This window comes from Methylobacterium sp. CM6246 (assembly GCF_054818005.1).
The window spans coordinates 374,863-387,699 of the sequence record NZ_JBTXKY010000001.1 but is presented as its reverse complement, the minus strand read 5'-3'; the positions used below and the strand labels follow the sequence as shown (position 1 = coordinate 387,699).

General features: G+C 71.4%; 14 protein-coding genes. 6 read left to right on the top strand and 8 right to left on the bottom strand.

Annotation, left to right across the window (positions count from 1 at the left end):
- Window positions 1–6: 6 nt before the first annotated feature.
- On the bottom strand, window positions 7–507 hold the full coding sequence (locus ACYQPG_RS02000) for a GNAT family N-acetyltransferase (RefSeq protein WP_147906544.1): 501 nt from the start codon (window positions 505–507) through the stop codon (window positions 7–9).
- Between the two features lie 848 nt (window positions 508–1,355).
- On the opposite strand from ACYQPG_RS02000, the gene ACYQPG_RS01995 reads away from it, so the two are divergent.
- Entirely contained in the window at window positions 1,356–2,522 is a 1,167-nt protein-coding gene (locus ACYQPG_RS01995; protein WP_461230136.1) for a type III PLP-dependent enzyme, read from the top strand.
- 130 nt (window positions 2,523–2,652) lie between these two features.
- Window positions 2,653–3,204 carry a GNAT family N-acetyltransferase gene (locus ACYQPG_RS01990; RefSeq protein ID WP_461230135.1) on the top strand — a complete coding sequence of 184 codons (552 nt, stop codon included), beginning with the start codon at window positions 2,653–2,655 and terminating at the stop codon, window positions 3,202–3,204.
- Between the two features lie 35 nt (window positions 3,205–3,239).
- Here ACYQPG_RS01990 and ACYQPG_RS01985 read toward each other — a convergent pair whose 3' ends face one another.
- Window positions 3,240–3,809, bottom strand: a complete 570-nt coding sequence (locus ACYQPG_RS01985) for a PAS domain-containing protein (RefSeq protein WP_147906471.1) — start codon at window positions 3,807–3,809, stop codon at window positions 3,240–3,242.
- Window positions 3,810–4,080: 271 nt separating this feature from the next.
- On the opposite strand from ACYQPG_RS01985, the gene dgcN reads away from it, so the two are divergent.
- Together dgcN and dgcA are read left to right on the top strand one after the other, a co-directional pair.
- Window positions 4,081–5,094 carry an N-acetyltransferase DgcN gene (gene dgcN / locus ACYQPG_RS01980; protein ID WP_147906470.1) on the top strand — a complete coding sequence of 338 codons (1,014 nt, stop codon included), beginning with the start codon at window positions 4,081–4,083 and terminating at the stop codon, window positions 5,092–5,094.
- Window position 5,095: 1 nt separating this feature from the next.
- A complete protein-coding gene (dgcA, locus tag ACYQPG_RS01975) occupies window positions 5,096–6,079 on the top strand; it encodes an N-acetyl-D-Glu racemase DgcA (RefSeq protein ID WP_461230134.1) in 984 nt (327 codons plus the stop codon).
- Between the two features lie 125 nt (window positions 6,080–6,204).
- Here the strand turns inward: dgcA and ACYQPG_RS01970 are convergent, their stop codons facing one another.
- Window positions 6,205–6,543: a DUF1491 family protein gene (locus ACYQPG_RS01970; protein ID WP_461230133.1), complete on the bottom strand. Its 339-nt coding sequence runs from the start codon at window positions 6,541–6,543 to the stop codon at window positions 6,205–6,207.
- Window positions 6,544–6,820: 277 nt separating this feature from the next.
- Between ACYQPG_RS01970 and ACYQPG_RS01965 the strand changes: the two genes are divergently transcribed.
- Window positions 6,821–7,111 carry a hypothetical protein gene (locus tag ACYQPG_RS01965; protein ID WP_147897041.1) on the top strand — a complete coding sequence of 97 codons (291 nt, stop codon included), beginning with the start codon at window positions 6,821–6,823 and terminating at the stop codon, window positions 7,109–7,111.
- Between the two features lie 77 nt (window positions 7,112–7,188).
- On the opposite strand, the gene ACYQPG_RS01960 is transcribed toward ACYQPG_RS01965, so the two are convergent.
- Both ACYQPG_RS01960 and ACYQPG_RS01955 read right to left on the bottom strand, forming a co-directional pair.
- Window positions 7,189–7,887 carry a peptidoglycan-binding domain-containing protein gene (locus ACYQPG_RS01960; RefSeq protein ID WP_461230132.1) on the bottom strand — a complete coding sequence of 233 codons (699 nt, stop codon included), beginning with the start codon at window positions 7,885–7,887 and terminating at the stop codon, window positions 7,189–7,191.
- A gap of 27 nt (window positions 7,888–7,914) precedes the next feature.
- Window positions 7,915–9,792 carry a sensor histidine kinase gene (locus tag ACYQPG_RS01955; protein ID WP_147906466.1) on the bottom strand — a complete coding sequence of 626 codons (1,878 nt, stop codon included), beginning with the start codon at window positions 9,790–9,792 and terminating at the stop codon, window positions 7,915–7,917.
- A 272-nt stretch (window positions 9,793–10,064) separates the two neighbouring features.
- Here ACYQPG_RS01955 and ACYQPG_RS01950 point away from each other — a divergent pair, with 272 nt between their 5' ends.
- Window positions 10,065–10,385, top strand: a complete 321-nt coding sequence (locus ACYQPG_RS01950) for a hypothetical protein (protein ID WP_461230131.1) — start codon at window positions 10,065–10,067, stop codon at window positions 10,383–10,385.
- A gap of 50 nt (window positions 10,386–10,435) precedes the next feature.
- On the opposite strand, the gene ACYQPG_RS01945 is transcribed toward ACYQPG_RS01950, so the two are convergent.
- The 3 genes from ACYQPG_RS01945 to ACYQPG_RS01935 form a co-directional block, all read right to left on the bottom strand.
- On the bottom strand, window positions 10,436–11,566 hold the full coding sequence (locus ACYQPG_RS01945; protein ID WP_461230130.1) for a hypothetical protein: 1,131 nt from the start codon (window positions 11,564–11,566) through the stop codon (window positions 10,436–10,438).
- 226 nt (window positions 11,567–11,792) lie between these two features.
- The gene (locus tag ACYQPG_RS01940) at window positions 11,793–12,149 is read right to left on the bottom strand and encodes a hypothetical protein (RefSeq protein WP_147906463.1); all 357 of its coding nucleotides are present in this window, start codon (window positions 12,147–12,149) and stop codon (window positions 11,793–11,795) included.
- Between the two features lie 71 nt (window positions 12,150–12,220).
- Window positions 12,221–12,682: a GNAT family N-acetyltransferase gene (locus tag ACYQPG_RS01935; protein WP_461230129.1), complete on the bottom strand. Its 462-nt coding sequence runs from the start codon at window positions 12,680–12,682 to the stop codon at window positions 12,221–12,223.
- Between the last annotated feature and the right edge of the window lie 155 nt (window positions 12,683–12,837).

Sequence of the window (12,837 nt, the reverse complement as noted above, 5' to 3'; positions counted from 1 at the left end):
GGCTCCCTACAGCCCGCGCTCGTAGCGCCAGGCCTCCATCCCGTCCTCGTAATAGGCGGGCTGCACGGCGAAGCGGGTGTAGCCCCGGCGCTGGTACAGACGGATGCCGGCGCCGTTGTCCGCGCGGACCTCGAGGCGCAGGCGGTCGCAGCCATGGGTGCGGGCCTGGGCCTCCGCGGCGTCGAGGAGCTTGCCGCCGAGCCCGAGGCCGCCGCGGTTGGGCGCCACCGCGATCGAGGCGAGGCGGGCGATCCGGCTCCCGCGTCGCCGCTCCAGCACCGCCGCGCCGACCAGGACCGGATCGCCATCCCCCTCCGGCCCCGCGATCAGCGCCGCCAGGACGTCCATGCTCGGGGACAGGATCGCGTGGCGGATCGCCCGGCGCTCGGCCCGGTCGGTGGCGAAGGCGGCGTGTTCCAGGGCGACGAGGGCGTCGAGGTCGGCGAGCCCGGCCGTGCGGATCTCCGGCTCCGGGAGCCCGTCTCCGCTAGGATCGCGCGCGTTCATGCCCAGGGGGGCGTTCACGGGGGCGTTCACGGGGGCGCTCACGCCCGGGCCGTCGTGCCGGCGCCGAAGCCGGTTCGGTCCGTGCGGATGGATGATGAGGACGCCGCGCCGGAGCCGGGCGCGATGGCGAGGCGATCCGGCACCGCTCTCGATCTGTTCGGCCCGGCCATCACACGCTCGACTAAGGACATCGCTCCGGCGGTCAGATGCCCGCTTCCGGACCGATTGGGAAGCCCGCGCGACCCGGCCGCTGGTCCAGGATGCGGCGTTTTTGCAACGGCGGCGGCCGTGGGCGGATCTCGCGGGGGAATACGGGTCGATCGGGCCCGAAACCCCTTGTTGTCGGGGGTCGTTCTCCGTATATGCGCGGTGCCCAATTTCGCACGTGCCTGTGGCCGCGTGCCGGTTGGTGGGCATCCGGTCAACTGCCGGACAGCCGCCAGGGGTCTTAAAGGATCGATGGTCGCAAGGGTGGATCCCTACGGCCGGCATCCAGGTGGCAACACCGGACCCCGACAACAACCGGCAGCCGGAGGCGAAACCGGCGAACCCCGCTCTCCACGGGGGACGCAGCTTAAAGCAACGACGAACGGGCTTTTTTGGTCTCGTCGGCCCTCCAAAGGCCGGCACCGAAGAGGCTTGTTTCTCTTTGCCCGGCGTGCGGTGGGGGTCCTCCCTTCCAATCCACGGCAGCTTCCGGGTGCTCTGCGCCCGCATGGATCGACGCGTCTCCAAAGCGCGTGGGTCCGCGCGACGCATCGCCCCCTGACGCCGACGGCCCGTTGGGCCGTCACATCGACAGCGCGCCCGCAAGTCGGGCGCTCGCGAACCCGTGCCGGGAGACGACCATGACCGATCGCATCCGTGATTTCCTGCGCGTGCGCCGTGACCTCGGTCAGGACGAGGGACCCGTGATGGTCCTCGACCTCGATGTCGTGCGCGACAACTACACCGCCTTCGCGCGCTCCCTGCCGGACACCCGCGTGTTCTACGCCGTGAAGGCCAATCCGGCCCCCGAGGTGCTGCGCCTTCTCGCCGAGATGGGCTCCTGCTTCGACACCGCCTCGGTGGCCGAGATGGAGATGGCGCTGGCCGCCGGCGCCACCCCGGACCGGATCTCCTTCGGCAACACCATCAAGAAGGAGCGCTGCATCGGCCGTGCGCTCAAGCTCGGCATCCGCCTGTTCGCGGTGGATTGCCAGGCCGAGGTCGACAAGATCGCCCGGGCCGCCGAGACCGTGGAGGTCGCGGCCTCCGACGTGCGCGTGTTCTGCCGCATCCTGTGCGACGGCGCCGGCGCCGACTGGCCGCTGTCGCGCAAGTTCGGCTGCGTGCCCGAGATGGCGACCGACGTGCTCGAGCACGCCCACCGGCACGGTCTGGAGGCCTACGGCATCTCGTTCCACGTCGGCTCGCAGCAGGGCAACACCGAGGCCTGGGACGGCGCGCTGAGCTCCGCGGCGGCGATCTTCCGCGAATGCGCCGAGCGCGGCATCGGCCTGTCGATGGTCAACCTCGGCGGCGGTTTCCCGACCAAGTACCTCAAGGCGGTGCCGGGCGTGGAGAGCTACGGCGAGGCGATCTTCCGCGGCCTCACCAAGCATTTCGGCAACCAGATCCCGGAGACGATCATCGAGCCAGGCCGCGGCATGGTCGGCAATGCCGGCCTGATCGAGGCGGAAGTCGTGCTGGTGTCGAAGAAGTCCGCCGATCCCGACGAGGTGCGCTGGGTCTATCTCGACATCGGCAAGTTCGGCGGGCTCGCCGAGACCATGGACGAGTCGATCCGCTATCCGATCCGCACCACCCGGGACGGGGACCGGACCGAGCCGTGTGTCATCGCCGGCCCGACCTGCGATTCGGTGGACGTGCTCTACGAGCGGCAGCTCTACCCGCTGCCGGTCTCGCTCTCGATCGGCGACAAGGTCCTGATCGAGGGCACCGGCGCCTACACCACGACCTACGCGGCGGTGGCCTTCAACGGCTTCCCGCCCCTCCAGCAGATCGTCATCTGATTTTTTTTCGGATCGTTCCGGCGGCCCACGGCCGCCGGACGTCGATCTCGAAAGCCGCAGGGATGGAGGGCGTTCGGCCCGCCATCCAAAAATAGCTTCTCCCGCTTGTCGGCCCGGGGAGGGCGTTGCCATGATCGAGATCCGCGCGGAGCACCTGCACGACGTCCCGGCGCGCGAGCGCCTGCTGGACGCCTGTTTTGCCGGCAATCGACGCGCCCGGACCTCGGAGCGCCTGCGCGAGGGACGGCGTCCCGCCCGCGGCCTCGCCTTCGCGGCAACCCGGGCCGGCCGTCTCGTCGGCACCCTGCGGTTGTGGCACGTCGAGGCCGGCCTCGCCCGCGCGGCGCTGCTGCTGGGGCCGCTCGCGGTCGATCCGGCGATCCAGGGCCAGGGGCTCGGCTCGGTGATGATGCAGGCCGCCCTCGGGCGGGCGGAATCGCTGGGTCACGGCGCGGTGCTGCTCGTCGGCGACGCGCCCTACTACGCGCGCTTCGGCTTCGACCAGGCGCTTACCGAAGGGCTGACCCTGCCGGGTCCGTTCGAGCGCGCGCGCTTCCTCGGACTGGAACTCCGCAAGGGGGGGCTCGCGGGCGCCGCGGGCATGGTCCGGCCGACGGGCGTCCTCGCCCCGGTCGAGCCCGTGGCGGACGAGGCGGTGGTTGCGCGACGACGCGCCGCCTGATGGCCGCGGCCGGTCCGGGTGAGCCCGGGCCGGCCTCAGTGAACCGTTTCGCCGTCCCCGACGCCGGATGCGTCGGGCGAGACCGCCATCAGCCGCGCGATCTCCTGCGCGACCCGGAACAGGGCCTCCTGCAGGGGCGCCAGCGCGGCCTTGCCGCCATCCTCTTCGATCAGGCCGTGCGCGATCAGCAGATGGTCGGCTACGAGATCGAGGGTCGAGACCGGAGCCGTGGAGGGACTCGGCGGCGGCGGGACGAAGCGCCCGAGGCCGCCCTGCGCCTGCAGGGCCTCGCTGCCGGGGGTGATCTCGGTGATCGAGCCCAGGAATCCCAGAAAGGTTCGGCCGGGCGGCCCGTAGGAAGGCACCGCCCCGGCCATCGCCCAGATCGACGCGCCGCCCTCGCTGGACAGGCGGAACTGGACGGTGAACTCGGCCTGCGCCTCCGCGGCCTCCTTGATGACCGCCCGCAGCACTGCGCCGTCCTCGCTGTGGAGCCGCTCGAACCAGCCCTGCCCGACGGCGTCGCGGCTGGCCTGCCCGGTAAGGCCATGCCATTCGGAGCTGACATACGTCAGGGCGCCTGTAGCGTCGGTCATGAAGATCATCGGATGACCTCCGGATGCGGAAGGCGGCTCGACGGATAGAATCCGCCCATCGCGAGCGGGACTCCCTCGGCAATCGTGCGCGGATGCCGCCCGTTCCGGCGCGCGGGCCGAAAGGACGGAGCGGCCTGGGAAATCCACCGCTGCCCGGACATGCCGGCGATGCGCCGGACAGGGGCGGCGTCCACCGCCCTGGCCGCCATCGTGCATTGCGCCGGGCGGCCACGATCCCGCATAGACGGACCGCCGGCTTCCCCAGAAGGCTTTTCGACCGATGCAGATCGCCACGCCCTATCTGATGTTCCTGGGTGACGTGCCCGACACGCTGGCGGCCAAGACCGCCTACGGCATCAAGGATTGGCGCCCGGAATGGTGCGTCGGCCAGATGCGTCTCCCCGGCTGCGCGGCCGATCTGGGGATCCCCGACATGACCCTGCCGGAGGCCCTGGCCAAGGGCTGCCGGACCCTGGTGATCGGCGTGGTCAACGCCGGCGGCACGCTGCCGGACCATTGGATCAAAGAGATCGTGGCGGCGATCGAGGCCGGTCTCGACGTGGCGAGCGGCCTGCATGTCAAGCTCGGTGCGGTCCCGGCGATCGCGGAGGCCGCCGCCCGGCGCGGCCGCCAGCTCCACGACGTCCGCCACACCGATGAGCGCTTCCCCACCGGCAAGGGCACCAAGCGCGCGGGCCGGCGCCTGCTCACCGTCGGCACCGACTGCTCGGTCGGCAAGAAGTACACCGTGCTGGCCTTGGAGCGCGGCATGCGCGAGCGCGGCCTCGACGCGGATTTCTGCGCCACCGGACAGACCGGCGTGTTCATCTCCGGCCGGGGCGTCGCCATCGACGCGGTGGTGGCCGACTTCATCTCCGGTGCGGTCGAGACGATCTCGCCGGAGGCCGCCCCGAATCACTGGGACCTGCTGGAAGGGCAGGGTTCGCTGTTCCACCCGTCCTTCGCGGGGGTCAGCCTGGGCCTCCTGCACGGTGCGCAGGCCGACGCCTTCGTGGTCTGCCATGAGCCGACCCGCACCACGATGCGGGGCGTGAAACACCCGTTGCCGACCCTCCAGCAGGTGATCGACCTCACCGTGCAGCTCGGCAGCCTGACCAACCCGGCGATCCGCCCGGTGGGCATTGCCGTGAACACGCAGGCGCTTAGCGAGGGCGAGGCCAAGGCGCTTCTCGACAAACTCGCCGCCGAGCACGGCCTGCCCGCCACCGACCCGGTGCGCTTCGGCGTCGCCGGGCTGGTCGACCGGATCGTCGCCGACTTCCCGGAGGTCTGACATGGCCCGCCGCCTGACCCTCTCCGTCGAGCGCTTCCCGATCGCCGGCGCGTTCACGATCTCCCGGGGCAGCCGCACCGAGATCGCCGTGGTGGTGGCGACCATCACGGATGCGAACGGGATCGGGCGCGGCGAGTGCGTGCCTTATCCGCGCTACGGCGAAAGCGTCGAGAGCGTCGTCGCGCTGATCGAGGGGCAGGCGGAGGCGATCGCCGCCGGGATCGGCCGAGACGAGCTGACCGCACGGATGAAGGCGGGGGCGGCGCGCAACGCCCTCGACTCGGCCCTGTTCGACCTGGAGGCCAAGCTCCAGGGCCGCCGGGCCTGGGAGATCGCCGGGCTGCCGGCGCCGCAGCCGGCCGTCACCGCCTACACGCTAAGCCTCGGCACGCCCGAGAGCATGGGCGAGGCCGCCCGCACGGCGTCCCACCGGCCGCTGCTCAAGGTGAAGCTCGGCGGCGTCGGCGACCCCGAGCGCATTGCAGCGGTGCGGGCGGGCGCCCCGCAAGCCCGGCTGATCGTCGACGCCAACGAGGCGTGGCGCCCGGAGACCGTCGAGGCCAACCTCGCGGCCTGCCTGGCGGCGGGCGTCGCGCTGATCGAGCAGCCCCTGCCGGCCGACGCCGACGCGCTGCTCGCCGAGATCCCGCACCCGGTCCCGGTCTGCGCCGACGAGAGCCTGCACGACCGCGCCGGCCTCGACAGGCTGGCCGGCCGCTACGACGCGATCAACATCAAGCTCGACAAGACCGGCGGCCTGACCGAGGCGGTACTGCTCGCCCGCGAGGCCCGGGCCCGGGGCCTGTCCGTGATGGTCGGCTGCATGCTCGGCACCTCGCTCGGCATGGCGCCCGCCACGCTGCTGGCGTCCCAGGCCGACTTCGTCGACCTCGACGGCCCCCTGCTGCTCGCCCGCGACCGCGCCCCGCCGCTGCACTACGACGGCAGCATCGTGCATCCGCCGGAGCCGGAATTGTGGGGGTAGGGGAAGCGACAGGATCGGGGCGATGGCTCACCGCCCCGCCCTGAATCCGGGGGCGGTATTGAGCTGAATAATACGATTATCATTCACATTATTATTGGCGATCTCCCGGGCTGAGAGCGTTTAAACTACTCCGCCAATTCCAAAACATGCCGTCCCTGTCGATCGTCGATCTCGATGATCCAGAGATCGGAATCGAACCGGATCTCCTTGGTCAACCGCTCCTCGACGTCGAGCGGCGTGCCGCCCGTGACGAGCGCGGTGAAGCGGCGGTCGCCGCTGTCCTCAGCCTCGAACAGGGCCTGGGGGGCAGGGCCGTAGAGGTCGGCGGTGCCGTCGAGGCGGTCGACCTTGACGAAGATCGCGCCGGCCTCCGGAGAGCCGCGCCGCCGCTGGACCGCCGGGATGCCCTCGATGCCGAGGCGGCGCAGGTGGGCCGAGACCCAGAAATCGGAGCGCAGGCGCATGCGTGTCGGGCCTCCCGGACGAGCGCCCGGGATGCGCGAAAGCGGCCCCTGGAGCAACCGTGGATCGGACCGCTCGCATCGCGCCAGACCCGGCCTTCGCCCGACCGGATGCACAACGATCAAGTCGGCCGAGTAATCCGAGAAAATAATCCGTCAAGATCGGGATTAAAATAAGATCAATCGATGTGTTATTGCGCACATAATCACTGAATTCTGATGATTAACTGAGCATAAGCCGCTCAGATTTGCAGGAGACGGCGCGGAAAGGAGCATCTACATGCCGAGATTCGCTTGGATTGCTGCACTCATCCTGTCCTCCGCCTGCGCGGTCAGCGCACCGGCCGACGTCAAGGCGGAAACGCTGATGGATCTGCTGGGCAACCGCGAGTCGAGGTCCTGCCCACGCTATCAGCGGACCGCGAGCGACCCCTGCAACATCGTGGTCCATCGATCCGGGGGAAATCCGACCCAGGACATGACCGGGTCGATCGGCCATGCGAAGTCCTGGCAGGGTAATGGCGGCCCGCGCTGCAAGACGATCTGCCGCTTCACCGGCACGCAATACTGAGTGCGCCAAGCCGGCGGATCCGGGCCTCGCCCGGTTCTCGCCGGCTCCTATAGGCCCTCGCCGCGCCGGCGAGCGCCTCAACCCTGTCCGGCGTGGGACAGCAATGCGCGCAGGGTCCGGCCCGCGGCCTCGCCGGTCACCGGCAGCTTGGCGCCGCGCTCGAACTTTTCGATCGCCGCCCGGGTGCCCGGCCCCATCGCACCGTCCGGCTTGACCGGATAGCCGAGCTTCGACAGCGCCTTCTGCGCGCGCAACACCGGATCGGCGTCCTTTTCGGATTTGGCCGTCTTCGGGGTCTCTTTGGCGGTCTCCTTCGGTGCCGGCTTCGCGGCAGACCGGGTCGGGACGGCCCTGGGCGTCACCGAGGCGGTCGTCTCGTCGGAGCGGATCAACTCGGCGATCGGGTCGCGGACGGCCTGCTTGGCCGCGGCGCGTTCGGGTTGCACCGGCTCCTTGGCGACATCCCGGATCGCCTCCTTCGGGGCCGCCGCCGCCTCGCGCGGGGCAGGGACCTTCTGAGCCGCGACCTTGGGCAGGATCGGCGCCGGATGGCGGCCGGATTGATGGCCGAGGGCGTTGAAGCAGATGAAGCCGGCCGCTCCCACGGCCACGAGGCTGCTGACCACCGTGCCGGGGCTGTTCCGGCACGAGGCGCCCGTGGCCTTCATGGCCCCCACGAGCACGCCGCGCCAGTCGCTCGGGGCGGCGCGCCGCTGGACGGGACGGCGGGCGGAGCGTGCCTCGCCCGGGACGGTGATCTCGCGGTAGCCTGACATCGTGTCTCCTTCTCGCGGATCGCTGGCTCAGCCGGCGCGGCGCAGGGCCGGCTCCGACGCGGCGCCGGGTTCCGCGTCGAACAGGCCGAGCGGCAGGCGCACCACCGCCCGGCGCGGGGCGGCCGCGCCGCGCACGGCCGTGCGGATCGGGGCGGGGCCGGCGGCGGCCGCGGGATCCCGGCAGACGAAAGGCAGCGTCACGGTGACGGCGGTCCCGGCACTCGGGGCGCTCTCGATCAGCATCGCGCCGCCGTGCAGGCCGACGAGGCCCTGCACCACCGAGAGGCCGAGGCCGGTTCCCTCGTGCTGGCGCTTGTAGCCGCCGCTGCCGGCCTGGAAGAACGGCGTGCCGAGCTTGGGCAAGTCGCCCTCGCCGACGCCGACGCCGGTATCGGCGACGACGATCTCCAGGCCATCCGGGCCACGGCGCAGGGACAGGTCGACCCGTCCGCCCCGCGGGGTGAACTTCACCGCGTTCGAGATCAGGTTGATCAGCACCTGTCGGCACGCGCTGGGATCGGCCGTGATCTCGATCGGGCCCGGCACGGAGGCCGCCAGCGTGACCCCTGCGGTCTCGGCCTTGAGACGCATCAGGTCGCAGCAGGTCTGCACCAGCGCAGCGGCATCGAACGTCTCCGGCGCGTAGTCGAAGTTGCCGCTCTGGATCCGGCTCATGTCGAGGAGCGTGTTGACGACGCCGAGGAGGTGGTGGCCGGAGGAGCCGATGATCCCGGCATATTCCCGGGCCTGGTCCGGGCTGAGGCTGACCGCGCCTTCACCGGCAAGCACTTCCGAGAAGCCGATGATCGCGTTGAGCGGCGTGCGCAGCTCGTGCGTGACGTTGGCCAGGAACCGCCCCTTGATCGCGTCGGCGCGCTCGGCCTCGGCGCGGGCGCGCTCCAGCTCCTCGGCGTGGCGGTGATGCTCGGTCATGTCGCGGGTCACCGCCACCACCGTCATGGCCGTGTCATGGGGGCCATGCGCGATCCGGTGGGCGCGCATCTCGGCATGGATCAGGCGGGCGCCGTCGGGCCGGCCGGCGGCGGGCTCGACGTGGAGGCGCAGCGGCAGCGTGGCCGGGCGCCCGCTGGCGGCGACGTCGCTCACCGCCTTGAGGAAGGCGGGACGGTCGGCGACGTGGACCCGCTCCAGCAGGCCGTGGCCGCGCAGCTGCGCCGCGTCGCTGCCGACCATCCGGCTCGCCGAGACCGACGCCTCGAGCACGCGGCCGTTGCGGTCGTGCCAGGTCACGAGGTCGTCGATCGCCGACAGCAGCAACCGGTCGCGGGCCTCGTTGTCGCGCAGCCGCTCGCGCCAGGTGCCCTCGTTGCGCATGTGCTCCAGGGCCTGGGCGGCGACGTGGCCGATCGCGGTGATCGCGAAGACCGGAAGGGCGACGCTGGCGGAGATGTCCACCAGCGGGACGGCGCCGCCCCAGGAGCCCAGGAAGACCACCCCCAGGACGCCGAGGACGGCCAGGAATGCCGCTGCGGCGGTGGCCCGCATCGAGCCGGACACCAGCGCCTCGAGCGGGATCGCCACCAGCCAGACCGCGGCCGGGGAGGTGGCTCCGCCGGTGAGGCCCGCGAGGCAGACCACCAGCCCGGTCAGGCCGGCCGACGAGATCGCGTGCGCCATCCAGAGGCACCCGGTGCGGGCGAGCAGCACGGCGGCCAGCACCGGCAGCAGCAGGCTGGCGATCGCCACCACCTCGATGCCCGACGGCACCCCGCGCCAGAGCAGGTAGGGCGGCAGGGCCGCCATCATCACCACGCCGGTGGCGAGGCGAGACACCAGGAAGCGCTCATGCCGGAACCGGACGCTCGCATCGTCCGCCACGGATTCGTGGACGAGCCCCGCGAGACGGTCGTCGAGCAGAGACGTCAGGGCTTTTTTAACAGGCAAGGCTCACACGCGCCGCGGTGAATGCCAATCGACATTCCCCGCGCCTCCGGCTCGACTTCAAAACGACTACCGGACAGTCGCAGGGGCGGCTTAAACGAGTGTTGCGCGACTTGGCCGAATGCGCGGGATGCTTTCCGTAAGGTAACCAGACTTCTACGCGCGGGCTTCGTTCACCATGGCGCGTGAAAACCGAACCGGTTGAGGCGGAGTTCACGAAACCGGACGGATTTTCGCGTTCGATAGCGCGCGACATCCGCCACGGAGCCCGCCCGATGACTTTCCTGCTGCGCGCCGCGCTGGTGATCGGCGCGCTCTCGTACTGCGCCCTGCTGCGCACCGGCGCGGATCCGGCCGCGGATACCCGCAAGCTCACGGGCGCGGCCGCCGCGAACGCTCGGAATGCGGTTCCGGCCGCCCTCGACGCAATCCCTGCGGAGACCCGGGACCGGGCGGTGCGTGCGGTGCTGGCCCGGGGCCTGATGGCGGAGCTGAGCCGACGCGCCGGCGTTGACGAGCCCGAGCCGGCCTCGAACGACACGCTGGAAGCCTCCGACCGGCAGCCCGCCTGGCGGGGCCCGTCGGATCCGCACTGATATCGGGTTTCCAAAGGGCCGAGCCCTTCTGAATCCCTGACCGCGATGGCTCAGCCGGCCTCGCCGCCGGTCGCCCGGAAGGCACGCATCGGCAGGGGCGGGCGCTGTGCCCCGGCGCGCTCGGGGCCCTGGCGCAGCGTTGCCTCCGGGCCGTGCAGCGGCTGGTGGGCTTCACTGCGTCCGCGCTCGGCCAGCGGCGTATCGAGGATCGCCGCGATCAGGTCGCGGGAGGCCGGCCGGCTCACGGTCCGGAACAGGCGCACCAGGCCGGAGACACGCTCGGCCGAGCGCGCGACGCCCTGGTTGAGGGTGAGGAAGATGAAGACCGCCTCCTCCTCGTGCAGGCCGGCGGCGCGCAACCCGAGCGTCAGCAAGTCGTAGCGTGCCCCGGGATCGGTGACGACGGCGAGGAAGTCGTGGGCAATTCCGAGGCTGTCGGCCAGGGCCGCGATGAAGCGCGGGACGTCCTGGGCCGCCGAGAGGCCGGTCAGGGTCTCGCCCAGGCCGCGCGGCGGCGGCGGGCAGGGGCGCAGGGCGGCGGTCGCCTCGACGGTCCGGCCGATCACCTCGCGGCGAATCGGATCGGCGTGCAGGTAGAGCGGCACGAGGTCGGCGGCCGAGACATCCGGCCGGGCCAGGAGCCGGTGCGCGAGGTCGGCGACGCCGCGGCCGCGGCTCACGAGGCGGGCGAGCGCCGCACCGCGCAGGATGATGCCGACATTGGCGGCGAGCGCCACGTCGATCTCGAGGCGGTCCTCGCGGGACAGTCCGTCGACCGCCTCGCGGCTCAGCCCAACCCGGGTGGCGATGCGGGCGGCGATGTCGGATCCGTCGGCGAGGGCGGCCTCGATCAGGCTGTGGCTCAGGACCGGGGCGAGCGTCACCACCGTGTCGCGGACGGCGCCGCCGCGGAGGGCGAGCGCCTCCAGGACGGTGGGTGGCGTCTCGGGGAAGGGGGCGAGCTTGCGGGCGACGACCTCGGCGGTCTCTTCGTCCACCGTGGGGATCAGGCCGCAGGCGAGGGATTCGAAAATCTCGATCTCGGCCCGGTCCCGTCCGGGTGCCCGAACGAACAAGTCGGTCTGCACGCGGAGGATCACCGGCTTGAGATCGAGATTCTCGATCCGTGCCAATTCGAGGAGCCCGGACAGGTCCGGCGGAGCGTCGACGGATGGGGGCATGAGGATCGGTTTACGCAAGACTGCAGTAAGCTCACGCTAACCGCATCGACGTGAATCGACCTTTAAGCCGCCTCCAGCGGTGCCGTGTCGTCTTGCATCATCCCGGGACCCCGCGGGGTCCGGCCCGGAGCGCTCGCCGCCGGCGTAGATGCCGGTTCGGCCTCAGCGAGCGCGTCGGATCTAGGACGGAGAGCCGTTCCGGATCGCAACGCGATCGGGAACGGGCCTAATGCGTCAGCCAGAGGGACACCGTCAGCACCACCGCGATCGCCACGATGGCGCCCGCGAAGGCCGGGGTGATCCAGGGCGTGCGCGTCTGCATGATCCCGGCCGCCGCCTTCTCGGAGGGCGCGCGCTCGTTCTGCCGCGCCAGGCGGACTTCCTGGGAGGTCGGCGGTGCGCCTCCGGCCTCCTCGCAGGTGCCGAGCGGGGCGGCGCCGACATCGACATGGGGAATCTTGTCGCCGGTTCGCCCGCTGTCGATATCGCCCTTGAGCTGCGCCGAGGTCGGGTTATTCGAATCCGGCGGCGGATCGGCCTGAAGGTTTCCGGGTGACGGCGGGGTTTCGGATCTCAGCAGCATCGGTGGAACTCCAGTATCTCCGGGTCAACGCCCGATATCCGCTGCCGGCTGCGCCCATGGTGTCGCGGATCTCAAGTCTCGCCGGATCCGCGCTTCAGCAAGGGCCGCGCGAGGCTGTGCCCGTCGGCGACGAACCCGGCGGCCTCGCAGAAGGCGCGCAGGTCGTCCTGGCCGGGCCCGACGCTCAGGACCAGCCGGTCGCAGCCGGCCTGGCGCGCCGCCCGCCCGGCCGCCTTCAGGAGCACTCGGCCGATGCCCCGGCGCCGGGACTCCGCCCCGACGATCAGGGTGGTGATCAGGCCTGTCGCCCTGGGCGCCTCCAGGGTGCGGACGGGACTGAGCGCGATCAGGCCGCTCGGCGGCCCCCATTCCACCGCCACGAGGGCCGTGCCGCCGCCGCCCTGGAGCGCGTCGAGCCGGACCGTCAGATCCGCCGCGCCGACCGCGACACCGGCCGCACCCATGAGTTCGGCGAGACCTGGAGCGTCGGACCCTGCGGCGGCGCGGATCTCCAACCCGTAGCGATTGCCCAATCCACGCTCCCGTCCCGTGTTGCCGGGCGGTCAACGCGAGCCTTCGCGATCGGTCGCATCCGGTGCATCTCAGATCCGGCGCCAGCCGGGTGGGGCCGGCTCGCCGCCGTCACGATACGGTGTGCGTTCCGCCCGGTCTGCGGAGCGGCCGACCC